Annotated in this window: 15 protein-coding genes; 14 read left to right on the plus strand and 1 reads right to left on the minus strand. The window is 62.2% G+C overall.

Annotated elements, in window-relative coordinates:
- Window positions 1–24 precede the first annotated feature (24 nt).
- From nagZ to SMD27_RS19845, 13 genes are all read left to right on the plus strand, one after another.
- Window positions 25–1,044, plus strand: a complete 1,020-nt coding sequence (gene nagZ / locus SMD27_RS19785; protein WP_320510163.1) for a beta-N-acetylhexosaminidase — start codon at window positions 25–27, stop codon at window positions 1,042–1,044.
- A gap of 54 nt (window positions 1,045–1,098) precedes the next feature.
- A complete protein-coding gene (locus tag SMD27_RS19790; RefSeq protein WP_379990609.1) occupies window positions 1,099–1,815 on the plus strand; it encodes a site-2 protease family protein in 717 nt (238 codons plus the stop codon).
- A gap of 45 nt (window positions 1,816–1,860) precedes the next feature.
- Window positions 1,861–3,042 carry a segregation and condensation protein A gene (locus SMD27_RS19795; RefSeq protein WP_320510164.1) on the plus strand — a complete coding sequence of 394 codons (1,182 nt, stop codon included), beginning with the start codon at window positions 1,861–1,863 and terminating at the stop codon, window positions 3,040–3,042.
- Window positions 3,042–4,370: an SMC-Scp complex subunit ScpB gene (scpB, locus tag SMD27_RS19800; RefSeq protein ID WP_320510165.1), complete on the plus strand. Its 1,329-nt coding sequence runs from the start codon at window positions 3,042–3,044 to the stop codon at window positions 4,368–4,370. Before SMD27_RS19795 ends, scpB begins: the two co-directional genes overlap by 1 nt.
- Before the next feature lie 183 nt (window positions 4,371–4,553).
- Entirely contained in the window at window positions 4,554–6,332 is a 1,779-nt protein-coding gene (locus SMD27_RS19805; RefSeq protein ID WP_320510166.1) for an ABC transporter permease, read from the plus strand.
- Between the two features lie 8 nt (window positions 6,333–6,340).
- A complete protein-coding gene (locus tag SMD27_RS19810) occupies window positions 6,341–7,408 on the plus strand; it encodes an ABC transporter ATP-binding protein (RefSeq protein WP_320510167.1) in 1,068 nt (355 codons plus the stop codon).
- Between the two features lie 162 nt (window positions 7,409–7,570).
- The gene (gene tatA, locus SMD27_RS19815; protein ID WP_320510168.1) at window positions 7,571–7,783 is read left to right on the plus strand and encodes a twin-arginine translocase TatA/TatE family subunit; all 213 of its coding nucleotides are present in this window, start codon (window positions 7,571–7,573) and stop codon (window positions 7,781–7,783) included.
- 71 nt (window positions 7,784–7,854) lie between these two features.
- On the plus strand, window positions 7,855–8,445 hold the full coding sequence (gene tatB / locus SMD27_RS19820) for a Sec-independent protein translocase protein TatB (RefSeq protein ID WP_320510169.1): 591 nt from the start codon (window positions 7,855–7,857) through the stop codon (window positions 8,443–8,445).
- Entirely contained in the window at window positions 8,442–9,272 is an 831-nt protein-coding gene (gene tatC, locus SMD27_RS19825; protein WP_320510170.1) for a twin-arginine translocase subunit TatC, read from the plus strand. Before tatB ends, tatC begins: the two co-directional genes overlap by 4 nt.
- Window positions 9,273–9,349: 77 nt before the next feature.
- Window positions 9,350–10,624, plus strand: a complete 1,275-nt coding sequence (serS, locus tag SMD27_RS19830; RefSeq protein ID WP_320510171.1) for a serine--tRNA ligase — start codon at window positions 9,350–9,352, stop codon at window positions 10,622–10,624.
- Window positions 10,617–11,468: a 5'/3'-nucleotidase SurE gene (surE, locus tag SMD27_RS19835; protein ID WP_320510172.1), complete on the plus strand. Its 852-nt coding sequence runs from the start codon at window positions 10,617–10,619 to the stop codon at window positions 11,466–11,468. Before serS ends, surE begins: the two co-directional genes overlap by 8 nt.
- Window positions 11,469–11,492: 24 nt before the next feature.
- Window positions 11,493–12,158: a protein-L-isoaspartate(D-aspartate) O-methyltransferase gene (locus SMD27_RS19840; RefSeq protein WP_320510173.1), complete on the plus strand. Its 666-nt coding sequence runs from the start codon at window positions 11,493–11,495 to the stop codon at window positions 12,156–12,158.
- A 31-nt stretch (window positions 12,159–12,189) separates the two neighbouring features.
- Window positions 12,190–13,512, plus strand: coding sequence for a peptidoglycan DD-metalloendopeptidase family protein (locus SMD27_RS19845; RefSeq protein WP_320510174.1), 1,323 nt, complete (start codon window positions 12,190–12,192; stop codon window positions 13,510–13,512).
- Between the two features lie 18 nt (window positions 13,513–13,530).
- Here SMD27_RS19845 and SMD27_RS19850 read toward each other — a convergent pair whose 3' ends face one another.
- A complete protein-coding gene (locus SMD27_RS19850) occupies window positions 13,531–13,776 on the minus strand; it encodes a hypothetical protein (protein WP_320510175.1) in 246 nt (81 codons plus the stop codon).
- A gap of 294 nt (window positions 13,777–14,070) precedes the next feature.
- Here SMD27_RS19850 and SMD27_RS19855 point away from each other — a divergent pair, with 294 nt between their 5' ends.
- Window positions 14,071–15,435: an erythromycin esterase family protein gene (locus SMD27_RS19855; RefSeq protein ID WP_320510176.1), complete on the plus strand. Its 1,365-nt coding sequence runs from the start codon at window positions 14,071–14,073 to the stop codon at window positions 15,433–15,435.
- The last annotated feature ends 50 nt before the right edge of the window (window positions 15,436–15,485 follow it).

Below are 15,485 nucleotides of genomic sequence, written 5' to 3' on the forward strand. Positions count from 1 at the left end.
CGGCAAATGCTATTGGGGGATTGAATGACTGCTGCCGTGATCTTCGGCTGCGCCGGTACCGAACTGACGCCCAACGAGCGCGATTTCTTTCGCGAGACACGGCCCCTCGGCTTCATTCTCTTTGCCCGTAATATCGTCGGTCCCGATCAGCTGGTCCGCCTGACGGGGCAATTGCGCGACAGTATCGATGATCCGGCCGCGCCGATCCTGATCGATCAGGAAGGCGGGCGCGTGCAGCGTCTGCGACCGCCGCATTGGCGCGCTGCCCCACCCGCCGAACGCTTCGGGCAACTGGCAAGCGGCGACCTTGCCGCCGGCTGCCGCGCGGTCAAGCTCAATCACCGGCTGATTGCGGCGGAGCTGACGGCGCTCGGCATCGATGTCGATTGTGCGCCGCTGATCGATATCCGCGTTCCCGGCGCCCATGACGTCATCGGCGACCGGGCTTATGGCGGCGAGCCCGAACTGGTCGCGATTCTCGGTCGTGCGGCTGCCGAAGGCCTGCTGGAAGGCGGCGTGATGCCGATCATCAAGCATATCCCCGGACATGGCCGTTCGATGGTCGACAGCCATCACGACCTGCCCCGTGTCGCCGCGGGCCGCGCGGAATTGTCGGCCACGGATTTCCGGCCGTTTCATGCCTTGAACGACATTCCCTGGGCGATGACGGCGCATATCGTTTATGAAGCGATTGATGCCGACTCGCCCGCCACTTTGTCGACCAAGGTCATCGCCGACGTGATTCGCGGCGAAATCGGCTTCGACGGGCTGCTGTTGACCGACGATCTCAGCATGAAGGCGCTGAATGGCAAGCTTGGCGACCTGGCGCAGCGCTCCCTGACGGCCGGCTGTGATGTCGTGCTGCATTGTAATGGCGATATGGCGGAAATGCGGCAGGTCGCCGCCGGTGCCGCCCCCTTGTCCCCGGCGGCAAAAGCCCGATATGAACGGGGGCAGGATAAACGGGAACGGGCTCGTCTGGCCTCGGCTTCGACCTCCGACATGGCGGCATTGCGTGACGAACTGACACGGCTGATCGCCTAAAAGGCGATTGTCGCGCATTAATTGACGGCCGGCCTTTCACGCAAGGAGCGTATTTTGGGTGGGTATGATTTAGCGGGCCTGGTTCAGAACGCCACAACCTGGGTGTTGCCGGTCCTTTTTGCCATCACCCTGCACGAAGCAGCGCATGGTTTCGTTGCTTGGCGGCTTGGCGATAATACGGCCTATATGCTGGGGCGGGTCAGCTTCAACCCCTTGCGCCATATCGATCCTTTCGGAACGGTGCTGTTGCCGGCCCTGCTGCTGCTGAGCGGGACGGGCTTTCTTTTCGGCTATGCCAAGCCGGTTCCGGTCAATTTCCGCAACCTCAACCATCCCAAGCGGGACATGGTCTGGGTGGCACTGGCGGGGCCGGGTATTAATATCTTCCTCGCGATCATTTCCGCGCTGCTGCTGCATCTCGCAGTCATGCTGCCGCCGGAGATATCGGACTTCGCCGGCCAGACCCTATTCAACTCGATTCTGCTGAATATCTGGTTGGCATTATTCAATATGTTGCCGCTGCCGCCGCTCGATGGCGGCCGGGTCGCAGTCGGTATCCTGCCGCGCCCCTTGGCCTTGCCACTGGCGAATCTGGAACGATACGGCATGCTGATCTTGATCGGTCTGATTTTCCTATTGCCCCTTCTCGGCCGGACAATTGGCCTGAATTTGAACATTTTGAGCTGGATTCTCGGACCGGCTTCCAGCTATGTGCTGAACGTGATCGCCCATCTCACCGGCGTCATGAGCATCATTGGCCCCGGCCTGTAACGGGTCGCGGCCGTCGCAAAGGTAGAGCAGGTAGTTTCGGACGGTATGACCGCAAATCACGACGATCGGGACGAGATCGGACCGGACGATCAGCCGGGCCCAGGCCAGGTTCCCACCCGGGAAGAGGATTTCCCGGCTCAAGGGTCTGCGGAAGCTGCCCCCGCCGAGACCGCCCTCTCCGAGAAGGCATCACAGCGCGAGAGCGAGGGCGAGACCGTTCCGCAAGCGGAGCGGGAGCCGGATGAGCATGCTGCGGACCAAGCTGCGGCTGAAGAATCCGCTGCGCCATCGGATGAAGCGGTTGCGGAGGAAGCTGCGGAAGTAGCCGCGACCGAACAGCCGGCGCCCGCGGCTGCACCGGATAACGGGGCGAGCCGGGACGGTGCTTCAGCGCAGGAATCCGCATCGGAAGCTGCGGGCTTTGAAGCGGCGCAGCCGGATACCGCATCCGAAGATGGCGGCGATCTGCATCTCGACCTTGACGGTTATGAAGGCCCGATCGACGTGCTGCTCAATCTGGCGCGCGATCAGAAGGTCGATCTCAAGAAGATTTCGATTCTCGAACTGGCGGATCAATATCTCGGTTTCGTGGCGCGGGCCCGTCGCCTGCGCCTGGAACTCGCTGCCGATTATCTCGTCATGGCGGCTTGGCTCGCTTATCTGAAGTCGCGCCTGCTGCTGCCCGAGCCGCCCAGCGACGGCGAGCCTTCCGGTGCTGAAATGGCCGCCGCTTTGGCTTTTCAACTGCAGCGCCTGGAGGCGATGCAGAAGGCCGGGCAGGCGCTTCTCGCCTTGCCGCAGCTCGGCCGCGATTTTTTCCGACGCGGCGAGCCGGAACCGGTCCGCTTGATCCAGGTACCGTTTTATACCCTCACCCTCTATGATCTGTTGAAGGCCTACGGCACCCATCCGGGCCGCAAGCGCGAAGGCGTCCTGCATATCGAACCGCTGCGCCTGTTCTCCATGGATGATGCCCTGCATCGTATCGGCGAATTGCTTGGCTACGTTCTCGACTGGACGACCCTGCGGCGATTCCTGCCGGATGATTTGCAGGAGACGCCGTTGCAGCGTCGCGCCGCCATGGCAGCGACTTTTGCCGCCACCTTGGAACTTGCCCGGTCCGGCCGCATTCAATTGCGCCAGGACGGCACTTTCGGACCCATTTATGTGCGCCGCGCTGAGCCGCAGAGCGAAGAAGCGGTCGCCAATCAAGGTAATGTCGAGTGATGAGTGAAGATCGTTTTCAGTTGCAGCGCCTGTTGGAAGCCATCCTCTTTGCCTCGGCCGAGCCGCTGACGGTCGATGCCTTGGCGGCGCGCATGCCGGAAGGATCCGATATTCCCGGCCTTCTGCAGGAAATTCGCGACCTCTACGCCAATCGCGGCGTCAACCTGACGCCGGTCGAAGACCGCTGGTGCTTCCGCACCGCGCCCGACCTTAGCTCGAAATTCCATGTCGAGCAGAAGGTCGAACGCAAGCTGACCCGGGCGGCAGTCGAGACCATAGCGATCATCGCCTATCACCAGCCGGTGACGCGGGCGGAAATCGAAGAGATTCGCGGGGTCGCGATCTCCAAAGGCACGCTCGACAATCTGCTGGAAGCCGGTTGGATCAAGCCGAAGGGCCGTCGCCAGACGCCGGGCCGTCCCGTCACCTGGGTAACCACAGAAGCCTTCCTGGAACATTTTGGCCTGGAAAGCTGCGATGCCTTGCCGGGTGTCGAGGAATTGCGCGCTGCCGGTCTGCTCGACAGCACGCCTAATGCCGCCACGCTGGGCGTGCAGGGCCATTTGCCGCCGGGCGGTGGTGAAGGCGAGGGTGATGAAGAGGACGGCGACGGCGAAGAAGGCGCGGTCGCCGACGATGCCTATGACGCCGAGATGCTGGCGCTTCTCGAAGGCACGGTCGCGGCCGGTGAGGCGGTTGCGGGTGAAGGGGCAAGCGGCGCGGAAGCTGCCGCGCCGGGCGATGGCGTCGAAGCGGATGCTGACGACGGCGATCTCGATGAAGACGCGACCGACGTGGCCGAGTTGGACGGCGATGATGTCGTGGATACCGATGAGGACCTCGAGGACAGCGATATCGACAGCGAGGAAGACGAACTCGACGATGAGGACGATCTCGAGGACGACCTTGAAGATGGGGCTTTCGAGGAAGATGTCGCCGAGGAAGAAGCTGCCGCCGAACTGAGTGCTCTGGAAGCCGAGATCTCAGAAACTGAAGCGGATGGCGCCCAGGATGATGACGACGGCGATAACGACGGCGATGGCGACGACGACCTCGACGACGACCTCGACGACGACGATGACGACGATGACGATGACGACGACGACGACGACGACGACGATGGTGGCCTCGACGGCGAGGATGAAGACGACGGCGCCGGCGATCGTGACGATGAAGACGAGGATGACGACGGCGTCGAAGATGAGGACGAGGACGGCGTCGAAGATGAGGACGAGGACGGCGTCGAAGATGAGGACGAAGACGGCATCGAAGATGCAGACGAGGACGAAGAGGACGACCCGTCGGACCGGAAGGCGGATGCCGGTTGATGCCTAAGGTTTTGCCCGCCATGCCCCGGATCTGATGGGAACGGGCGTATGGAGCGCATGATCCTGCCGTAATTGCCGCCCTGGATAGGTCCCTGGCCGCAAAATTTGCAATTCAGAATAAGTCGCAATAATGTCGAGCCAAGCGCGCGACAATAGCGTCGGCGGCCACCAACGGACCAGGACGTGACGACTTTTTCCAGTGATTTGACCACCGCCCCTCGGCGTGCTTTCCGGCTGTTGCCCCGTTGGCAACCCTGGACGCTGTCCGTCTGCCTGATGGCAATTGCCGTGGCGGCGCCGATTGTCGTGGTCTTTTCCCACTTGGCGAAGCCCAATGGGGAATTATGGCACCATCTCGCCACCACGGTTCTGTGGGATTACATCGCCAATTCCCTGTTGCTGATGATTGGCGTCGGAATTGGTGTTGTGCTGATCGGCGTCCCGGCTGCCTGGATGGTGACGCTTTGCCGTTTCCCCGGACGCCGCCTTTTCGAATGGTCGCTGCTGCTGCCGATGGCGATGCCGGCTTATGTCGTCGCCTACACCTATACCGGCTTGCTGGATTTCGCCGGGCCGGTGCAATCGGTATTGCGGAATATGATCGGCGATCTCGTACCGTTGGGCTGGATCCCGGAAATCCGCAATCTGCCGGGATCAATCCTGATCCTGACGCTTGTGTTCTATCCTTATGTCTATCTGCTGGCGCGCACCGCTTTCCTGGAACAGTCGAGCTGTGTGCTGGAAGTAAGCCGCACGCTTGGTTGCACGCCATGGCGCAGTTTCTACCGGGTCGCCTTGCCGCTTGCCCGGCCGGCGATCGTCGGCGGGGTCGCCCTGGCGATGATGGAAGCCTTGAACGATTTCGGCACGGTCCAGTATTTCGGTGTCGATACCATGGCGACCGGCATCTTTCGTGTCTGGCAGGGTCTGGGCGATGCGGATTCGGCGGCGCAGCTTGCGGCCATCCTGCTGGTCTTCGTTTTCCTGCTGCTGGCGATCGAACGCTGGTCGCGGGGCCGCCAGAGTTTCGCCCATACCACCACCCGATACCGGCCCTTGCCGCGATACCAGCTGAGCGGCTGGCGCAGTGCCGGCGCCTTGGTGGGCTGCAGCTTACCCATCCTGCTCGGCTTCTTCGTGCCAGCTGGCATGCTGCTGGGCTGGGCGCTCAACAACACCGAATACTGGATGACCTGGGGTTTCCTCGGCCTGATCCGCAACAGCTTCACCATGGCCGGCACGGCTGCGGTGCTCGCGGTGCTGCTGGCAATGGTCATGGCCTATGCCTTGCGCCTGCATGCATCGCGCCTGAGCAATATCGCCGTGCGCATCGCCAGCATCGGCTATGCGGTGCCCGGCACGGTGCTGGCGATCGGCGTGCTGCTGCCCTTCGCCGCTCTCGATCATGGCATCAATGCCTGGACCAAGGCGCAATTCGGCTGGATGCCGGGGCTGATCCTCAGCGGCACTTTGGTCGCCGTCACCTATGCCTATCTGGTCCGCTTCCTGACCGGCAGTTTCAACATCGTCGAAACCAGCCTCGGCAAGATCACACGGTCGATGGATTTCGCCGCGCGCTCGCTGGGCCGTTCGCCGGGCGGCACGCTGGTTCAGGTGCATCTGCCAATCATGCGCGGCGGCTTGCTGACCGCTGTCATGCTGACTTTCGTGGAGATATTGAAGGAGCTCTCGGCGACCTTGGTGTTGCGGCCTTTCGATTTCGACACCCTTGCCACCAAGACCTACGACCTCGCTTCGGATGAGCGTCTGGCAGAGGCATCGGGGCCGTCCCTTGCCATCGCCCTGGTCGGCATCCTGCCCGTCATCCTTCTCTCCCGCGCCATCGCGAAATCGCGGCCGGGCGAAGGAGAAGCCGAGGGCGAAGCCGGCGACCATACCGACGCCTACCTGCCGAGCTTGGCAGATCCCCATCTCACCGCGCCCGCCATCGCCGAGAAGTGACCCGTGTAATGACTGCCTCCGACGCTTTGTTTCTCGATCGCGTAAGCCATGATTTCGGCAAGCTCCGGGCCGTCGACGGTGTCGAGATCACGGTCGCCGCCGGCGAGGTCGTCTGCCTGCTCGGACCGTCAGGTTGTGGTAAGTCGACCGTGCTGCGCTTGAGCGCCGGATTGGAGGCGTTGCAGCAGGGACGCATCGCCATGCGCGGCCAGATCGTCGGCGACGCCGCGACGGGCCGCAATATGGCGCCTGAACATCGCCAGGTCGGGCTGGTCTTTCAGGATTTCGCGCTGTTTCCGCATCTGACCGTGGCGGCCAATGTGGCTTTCGGCCTGACAGCCTTGCCGGCCGGGGAACGCCAGGAACGGGTGCGCGAGGCCTTGGCCCAAGTGGGCATGCTGGATTACGCCCAAACCTATCCGCATGCTTTGTCCGGCGGCCAACAGCAGCGCGTTGCCCTGGCTCGGGCTTTGGCACCACGCCCGGCACTATTGCTGCTGGACGAGCCGTTCTCCGGCCTGGATGCCCGTCTCCGCGAGCAAATCCGCGAAGATACGGTGCATCTCTTGAAGGCCAGCGGAATCGCCACCCTGCTGGTGACGCATGATCCGGAGGAGGCGATGTTCATGGCCGACCGGATTTACCTGATGCGCCGGGGACGGGTTGAACAAGCGGGTCGGCCGAGCGATATCTATTACCGGCCCTTGAATGCTTTCGTCGCCAGTTTCTTCTCGGTGGTTAACGAGTTACCGGTGCAAGTGGTGGCGGGACGGGTAGAGACACCGTTCGGTCCGTTGCCGGCCAACGGCTTGGGCGACGGTCAGCCAGCCCAGTTGGTGATCCGGCCGGAAGCGATCCGTTTTGACGGTCCGGCGGCGGGCGCCGCAGGGGCGATGGTCGAGGAGGTACGCTTCCTGGGTGCGGCAGCACTGGTTCGGGCCCGTCTGACCGAGGGCGCGCATCGCGGACGTCTTCTCGTGGCTCGCCTGGCTGGAAATGGCATGCCGCCAATGCAGGGCGAGGCGGTCTGGTTGTCGATCGCCAATCAGGGCGTCTTCGTTTTTTCCGGCGCTTGACGGGCGCAAGGCTTCAAGGGCTTGGTTCGGCAGTGTTTTCCGCGGAGATTGAGCGCTTCGTCGCAGGTTTACCCCGGGAACGGATTCATTTGCAGGGGCGCGGCGATTTTGCCATAGTCCGGCAACGGCTTAACGCGGGAACGTAACAGGGAGTTACCCCTTATGGGCAGTTTTAGCTTGTGGCATTGGCTGATCGTTTTGGCCATCGTCCTGGTCCTCTTCGGTGGCGGCGGAAAGATCCCGCGCCTGATGAAGGATCTCGGTCAGGGCATCACCGCTTTCAAAAAAGGTCTCAAGAACGACGAGAAGCCGGGTGAGACCCAGGCCAGCTCGGCCTCCGGCGACGACAAGCACGGCATGATCGATCGCGGCTGATTGCTGCGAGGCGGGCTCGGGTTGCCGGTCGCTGACCGGCACGGGGCCTGGCCGACAATAAGGACCAGATCATGTTCGACCTCGGCTGGGACGAGATGGCGGTGATCGCCGTTGTTGCCTTGGTGGTGCTCGGCCCCAAGGAATTGCCCAACGCCCTGCGCACGGTTTCCGGCCTGATGAAACAGGCCCGCAAGCTCGCCAATGAATTTCAAAGCGGCGTGCATGAAATCATTCGTGAAGCGGAGCTGGAAGACGCCAAGAAAGCTGTTCAGGGATTGTCGAAAGGCACGATCGTCAATGCGATCGAAAAGCATGTCGATCCCGATGGCGACCTGAAAACCGCCTTCAAGGCACCGCAGGACGACGTCGATCAAGCCAAGATCGCCGATCAGCCGAAGCTCGCCGACCAGAGTGACGCTTCGGGAGAGGCCAAGGCCGCAATTACTGAAGTCAAAACCGAGGTCAATCCCGCGGTTGCTGCTTTCGGTCCCAATGGTACGGCGCATCGACTGCCGGATAACGATGACGCGGAGGAAAACCGCATCGCGGCGATCAACCCTGAGGAAACACCGGTCGAAACCATCGGCGCCGAGCATGCTCCAATTGCGCCAGCCAAGGTCGCCGACGCATCAACGGATATGGAAAAGAGTAAGACGTCGTGACCGGCGCTGAAGACGATAAGAAGATGCCGCTCCTGGCGCATCTGGTCGAGTTGCGGGCGCGTCTGCTGTGGTCGGTAGCGGGGTTCATCGTCGCCTTTCTCGTTTGCTTCTATTTCGCCCAGCCGATTTTCGACTTTCTTTCGGCGCCTTTGGCCAAGGCTCTGGCGGCGCATCGCATCTCCGATCAGCAATTGCTGCGCGTCATCTATACCGACGTGACCGAGGTCTTCTTCACCCAGGTCAAGGTGGCTGCCTTTGGCGCCCTCTGCCTCTCCTTTCCCGTTATCGCGACGCAGGTTTGGCTGTTCGTCGCGCCGGGCCTTTACAAGCAGGAAAAGAAAGCCTTCTTGCCCTTTTTGGTGGCGACTCCGCTCATGTTCCTCGCGGGTGCCTCCTTCATGTTCAAGGTGATCCTGCCGCTCGCCCTCAATTTTTTCCTCAGCTACCAACATGCCGGCGGCGATGGCGAGTTGGCCGTGCAGTTGGAAGCCAAGGTCGGCGAATATATCGGCTTCATCATGAAGATGGTTTTCGCCTTCGGCTTCTGCTTCGAATTGCCGGTCCTGCTGACCTTGCTCGCCAAGGTCGGTCTGGTGACCTCCGACGGGCTGAAGCGCAAGCGGCGTTACGCCATCGTCATCGTCTTCATCGCCGCAGCGGTGGTAACGCCGCCGGATGTGTTCAGCCAGGTGAGCCTCGCCGTTCCCCTGCTGCTGCTCTATGAGGTCTCCATCTGGCTCGCGCGGATGGTGGAAAAGGACCGTGCCAAGCTCGCCCAGGACAGCGATTCCGACGACGATACCGGCCAAGAAGTAACCCCCGCTTGACGCGCCGCATCGCTTTACGGATTCACCGTCCCAGCCTATAAAGTGAGCCGGCACGGTTCACTGGGGCGACTATCTAAATGTTTGACGTAAAATGGATTCGCGAAAATCCGACCGCCTTTGACCAGGGGCGGGCGCGGCGCGGTCTGCCGCCTTTGGCGGAAGAGATCATCGGGCTCGACGCCAAGCGCCGGGCGGCGCAGACCGCCTGGCAGGAGATGCAGGCGAAGCGTAATGAGCTGTCGAAGCAGATCGGCCAGCTCAAGGCGAAAGGCGGCGATGCCGCCGGCGTGATGGCCGAAGTCGCCGGCCTGAAGGACCGCATGGGCGAGCTTGAGGCCGAGGAACAGAAACTCGCCGCCGCCCTCGACGATCTTCTCTTGCGCCAGCCCAATCTGCCCGCCGCCGATGTGCCGGATGGCGCCGACGAGACCGCGAACCGCATCGATCGCACAGTCGGCGCGCCGCGGAACTTCGCCTTCACCCCGAAACAGCATTTTGAATTGGGCGAGGGGCTGGGCCTGATGGATTTCGAGGCTGCGGCGCGTATTTCCGGCGCCCGCTTCGTCGTGCTGAAAGGCGCGCTGGCGCGGCTGGAACGCGCGCTTGCCCAATTCATGCTCGATCTCCATAGCGGCGAGTTCGGTTATACCGAAGTCGCGCCGCCCTTCCTGGTGCGTGACAATGCCCTCTATGGCACCGGCCAGTTGCCGAAATTCGAAGAGGATCTCTTCGTCACCAAGGAAAGCCTGTGGCTGATCCCGACTTCGGAAGTGCCGCTCACCAATCTCGCCGGCGACAGCATCATCGACGAAGCCAGCTTGCCCTTGCGCTATACGGCGCTCACCCCCTGTTTCCGCTCCGAGGCCGGTTCCGCCGGGCGGGATACGCGCGGCATGATCCGCCAACATCAATTCCTCAAGGTCGAGCTCGTCTCGATAGCCGATCCGGACCAGTCCGATGCCGAACACCAGCGCATGACCGCCTGCGCTGAGGAAGTGCTGAAGCGCCTCGAACTGCCTTATCGGGTCATGACGCTCTCGACCGGCGATATGGGTTTTGCCGCCCAGAAGACCTATGACATCGAGGTCTGGCTGCCGGGGCAGAATGCCTATCGGGAAATCTCCAGCTGTTCCAATTGCGGTGATTTTCAGGCGCGCCGCATGAAGGCGCGCTGCCGCAAGGCCGGCGAGAAAAATACCCGCTTCGTGCATACTTTGAACGGCTCGGGCCTTGCCGTGGGCCGCACGCTGGTGGCGGTTCTGGAAAACTACCAGCAGGAAGACGGGTCGATTGCGGTGCCGGATGCCTTGAAACCCTATATGGGCAAGATCGAGGTCATCCGCCGTGCTTAAGGCTCCGCTCAACCTGAAAAAAGCCCGTATCCTGATCAGCAACGATGACGGCATCCACGCACCGGGGCTGAAGGTGCTGGAGAAGGTCGCGCGCGCGCTCTGCGACGATGTCTGGGTGGTGGCGCCGGAAAGCGACAATAGCGGCGCCTCGCATTCCTTCACCGTGCGCCGGCCCCTTTCTGTACATCGGCTCGGCCCGCAGCGTTTCGCTGTTGCTGGGACGCCGACCGATTGCGCGCTGGTCGCCATCAATCACCTGATGACCGATCGCAAGCCCGATCTCGTCTTGTCTGGCGTCAATCGCGGCGCTAATCAGGGTGAGGATGTGATCTATTCCGGCACCGTTGCGGTGGCAATGGAAGCGGCAATGATGAATATTCCCGCAATCGCCATGAGCCAAGTTCGCCACGGCAACAATATTCCGTGGCAGACTGCGGAGACGTTCGGTGAGACGGTGGTGCGCCGCCTGACCTCGGTTGATTGGCCCGCCGGTGTGCTGATGAATGTGAATTTCCCCTGTGTTGCGCCCGATCAGGTCAAGGGCATCGATGTCGGCGGCCAAGGCCGTCGTGTCTCGGACCTGCAGGTGGTTGCCGGCAAAGATCCCTTCGACCGCGATGTGCTGTGGATCGGCGATTTCCCGGATGACGAGACTGAAGGGGAAGACACCGATCTCGCGATCACCGCCGCCGACAAGATCGCGGTGACGCCGCTGCATTTCGACCTCACGCACCGGGTGACGGCGAAACGGCTGGAAGCGGTGATGGGTCCGTTGAAAGTGAAAGCTCCAGCAAAGGCGAAAACCCCGGCAAAGGCGAAATCGCCGCGCCGTAAGACGCGATGAAGACAAGGTTATGAGTTCGCGCCGATGAGTCTGGCTGCCCGCAAAATCCGATTGATCATGAATCTGCGCCGAGCCGGGGTGACGGATACCGGCGTGCTGGCGGCGATCGAGCGGATTCCACGCGAAGCCTTCGTGCTGCCGCATTTCCATGATCAGGCTTACGAAGATCAGGCGCTGCCCATCGCCCAGGGGCAGACCATCAGCCAGCCGCATATCGTCGCCATGATGACCGAGGCGCTGCAGCTCAAGAAGACCCATAAGGTGCTGGAGATCGGCACCGGTTCCGGCTATCAGGCAGCGGTGCTGTCCAAACTGGCGCGGCGCGTCTATACGGTCGAGCGCTTCAAGTCGCTGTTGAAGGAGGCGGAGAGCCGTTTCCATCAATTGCGGCTGCACAATATCACCAGCAAGGTGGGCGACGGTTCTAAGGGCTGGCCGGAACAAGCGCCGTTCGATCGCATCATCGTCACTGCGGCCGCCGAAGAGATCCCGCAGACACTGGTGGACCAGTTGGCGGTGGGCGGCATCATGGTGCTGCCGGTTGGGCCGGATCGCGGCGATCAGGTATTGATCCGCTTGCGTAAGAATGAAGACGGGATCGAATGCGATCATCTGGCCGATGTCCGATTCGTGCCTTTGGTCGGTGGCGCCCTGCCGGAAGGCGAAGCGAAGGCGGCATCTGCGCGGTGAAAATAGCGCGATGAAAGCGAGGAGAGTTGGCATGACATGTCGGCATAAGTTGCTGTTGGCGGCAAGCGGCGTCGCGCTTGCGTTCCTGACTGGCTGTAACCAGTCGGGGCGGCCGCTCAGCGACGGCACGGCCGGACCGGCTTTCACAGGCGAAGCGCCGAAACTTGGCGTCGTCGACGGCAGCTCTTATATCGTCGCGCCCGGCGATACCGTCGGCGCGATCGCCGAGCGCACCAATACGCCGATCCGCAGTTTGATCGACCTCAATCATCTGGTGCCGCCTTATCGTCTGCAATCGGGCACCCGGCTGCTATTGCAGCCGCGCTCCAGCTATGTCGTGCGCCAGGGCGACACGATCGAGAAGGTTGCGCAAAGCCAGGGCGTTTCGCAGAGCGCGCTGATCCAGCTCAATAATCTGACGGCTCCCTATACGTTGCGCGCGGGACAAAACCTGGTCATGCCCAGCGGGGTCGAAGCCAGCAAGGCGCCGACCAGCGTCGCGGTCGGCCAGACCTTCGTGATGCCGCAAGCAACGCCGGATGGATCGACGGCGCCGACCACCGCGCCCAGCGGCGGGGTCAGCAAGAGCGCTTTGCCGCCGCTCTCTTCGGCGACTGCTTCAACGGCGGCTACTGCGCCTAAAACACTCTCGGCCCCGGCGGGTTCGGCGCAAGCGCAGACATCGGTGACAGCCACGGCTGCAGCGCCCGCGGCCAAAACCATCCAGACCCAGCCGATGGCGGCCGCCTCGCAGCAACCGGCACAGACAGCCGCGAAGACGGCAAAGGCGTCGGATGGCACTCTGGCAGCGCCGCCCGATCCAGTCTTGCCCGATCCTGATCCCTTCGATGAAGCACCGGCGAAACCGGGGACGACATCCAGTGCCGCCCAAACCGCTGCTACTCAGACCGCTTCGGCGCAGCCGGCGGCGAAGACGCTGCAACCTGCCGTACCGGCGCCGGCTGCCAATACCGGCAACGGCCAATTCGGCTGGCCGGTGCAAGGCAAGATCATCTCGAAATTCGGCGCGACCTCCGATGGGCTGCGCAATGACGGCATCAACATCTCGGCCCCGGCCGGCGCACCGGTCCAGGCCGCGGCCGATGGCGTCGTCGCTTATGCCGGCAACGAATTGCGCGGTTTCGGCAATATGGTGCTGATCCGCCACGCCAATGGCTGGGTCACGGCCTATGCGCATAACGAGTCGCTAAATGTGAAGAAAGGCGATCAAGTGAGACGCGGCCAAGTTATCGCCCGCGTCGGTTCGACCGGCAATGTGCAGTCGCCCCAGCTTCACTTTGAGATCCGCAAAGGCACGTCGGCGGTGGATCCGATGAAATATCTCGGCAGTTGATCGCGGATGCTCGCGGCCTTAACGGACGAGAACGAAGCCTGCAAGGCCGATCAGAACGATCACCGCAATCGCCACATAGAGCCAGAACCAGGTCGAGACGGTCAGCTCGCCGGAAATGGTGCGGCCGCGCTCGTCGAACGACGAGGCAGCGCTGCGATTCTTTTCGGCCCGCTGCGCTTGCAGCCGCTGCTCTGCGCTTGGCGGATGTCCACCCGCTTCCTCGTCAGTCCCCAAGGGCGCGGCGGCCGGATCGATAAAGGGCACTTTATCCCCGGCTTGTCCGGCGTCAATATCGTGCCGTAAACGATCTGCTGTGGGAGGCTGCGCTATGCGCCTCGGTGTCTGTGTGTTGCGCTCAGTCATGTGACGGCCTCATTTCCCGCTCAACAGCTTCATGAGCGCCCAGGTTCCTTATGCCCTGATTGGTCCCATATTGCCCGCCTTGCTGGCGGCATGACTGGAACGCTTTTACCAAGATACGGTTATCGATAGCAGGGGGTGCATTCATCGGTTGAAGGGCGGAAAGCGCTGGTTCAAGCGCGGAAAGGAGCCGACCTCATGAGCGATGTGGAAACCGTCAGTCGCGCGACCGTAGATCTGCAGGGCCTTGTCGACATCCTGAAGCGATCGGCCGAGCCTTTGCCCAATCCAGCCAAACAGCGGGAATTCGGAGAGTTTTTCGACCGCTTCGGCGATGCGCGGGTCGTACTTCTGGGCGAAGCGACCCATGGCAGCCGCGAATTCTACCAAGCGAGAAGCGCGATCACCCGGCGATTGATCGAACATCACGGGTTCAACATCGTTGCGGTGGAAGCGGACTGGCCGGATGCTGCGCGCATTGACAATTACGTCCGCCATGCCGCGCCGCGTCCGAACGCGCAGGAAGCCTTTACCCGCTTTCCGACCTGGATGTGGCGGAACGAAGAGGTGATGGAATTCATCACCTGGCTGCGCGGGCATAACGAAACGCGCTCGCCGGATAAACGCGCTGCCTTTCACGGTCTCGATGTTTATAGCCTGGGCACATCGGTCCAGGCGGTGCTTGACTACCTGGATCGCGTGGACCCTGCCGGAGCGGCGCTCGCGCGCAGCCGCTATGGCTGCCTGACGCCCTGGCATGAGGAGCCGGCCGCTTATGGCCGCGCCGTGCTGTGGGGCGAAGATCAGTCTTGCGAGGACGAGGCCGCTGCCCAGCTAGCTTCCCTGCTGGAGAACAGGCTCACTTACATGCGTGAGGGTGGCGCGGATTTCTTCGACGCGGCACAGAACGCCCGTATCGTTCGGGCGGCGGAACAATATTATCGCGTCATGTATCGCGGTTCGCGGGAATCCTGGAATTTGCGCGACCGCCATATGTTCGACACGCTGCAATCGCTTCTTGCCCATCATGGCGGCGCGCGTGGCGAAAAGATGGGCCAGAAGGCGAAGGCCGTCGTCTGGGCGCATAACTCCCATATCGGCAATGCTGCCGCGACACGGATGGGCTGGCAGGGCGAATTCAATATCGGCGAGCTATGCCGCACCGCCTATGGCCAGGATGCGGTCCTGATCGGCTTCGGCACCGATCATGGCACGGTCGCGGCGGCGGATGATTGGAACGGTCCCATGCGGGTGATGAACCTGCGTCCGTCGCGCCAGGACAGTTATGAATATGCTTTCAAACAGACTGGTCGGTCTTGCAGCCTTACCGACTGGCGGACACCGGAGCGGCGGGAGTTGGCAGCCGCGTTGAGCGAGCCGCGGCTGGAGCGTGCGATCGGTGTCATTTATCGACCCGATACCGAACGGAGCAGCCACTATTTCGACGCCGTCCTCGCCGAGCAGTTCGATGCCTATGTGTGGTTCGATGAAACGGGGGCCGTGACCCCTCTGGCGGCGGCCCGGCCGGCGGGCGTGCCCGAAACATATCCGTTCGGCGTTTAGCCATGACCATCACAGCGGAAGCGCAGCCTCTTAAGATCGGGTTCCGGCCC

It is taken from the genome of Dongia soli, assembly GCF_034044715.1.
GTDB classification, from domain to species: domain Bacteria; phylum Pseudomonadota; class Alphaproteobacteria; order Dongiales; family Dongiaceae; genus Dongia_B; species Dongia_B soli.